The organism is Achromobacter sp. GbtcB20 (genome assembly GCF_019091095.1).
Taxonomy (GTDB): domain Bacteria; phylum Pseudomonadota; class Gammaproteobacteria; order Burkholderiales; family Burkholderiaceae_B; genus Achromobacter; species Achromobacter mucicolens.
In genome coordinates this window covers 1-353 of the sequence record NZ_JAGXJZ010000329.1, presented here as the reverse complement: position 1 = coordinate 353, position 353 = coordinate 1, and the positions used below count along the sequence as shown (strand labels likewise).

Below are 353 nucleotides of genomic sequence, written 5' to 3'. Positions count from 1 at the left end.
CGTCTTTCCGCATCGAGCCGCTGTTCTTCCTCGACTATTTCGCATGCGGCAAGCTCGACGTGCCGACCGCGACCGCCGTGGTGAAGGGCATCGCCCAGGGCTGCGAACAGTCCGGCTGCGCCCTGCTGGGCGGCGAAACCGCCGAGATGCCGGGCATGTACCCGGACGGCGAGTACGACCTGGCCGGCTTTGCCGTCGGCGCGGTGGAAAAGTCGCAGCTCATCGACGGCAGCAAGATCGCCCCCGGCGACGTGGGGCTGGGCCTGGCATCGTCGGGCATCCATTCGAACGGCTACTCGCTGGTGCGCAAGATCATTAGCGTGGCCAAGCCGGTCCTGGAAGCCGTAGGCAGT

Annotated in this window: 1 protein-coding gene; it reads left to right on the top strand. The window is 66.9% G+C overall.

Annotated features, from left to right (window positions below):
- Positions 1 to 353 (top strand): AIR synthase related protein (locus KVT32_RS29200; RefSeq protein ID WP_254637074.1); only part of this gene is annotated, 353 nt, incomplete at both ends.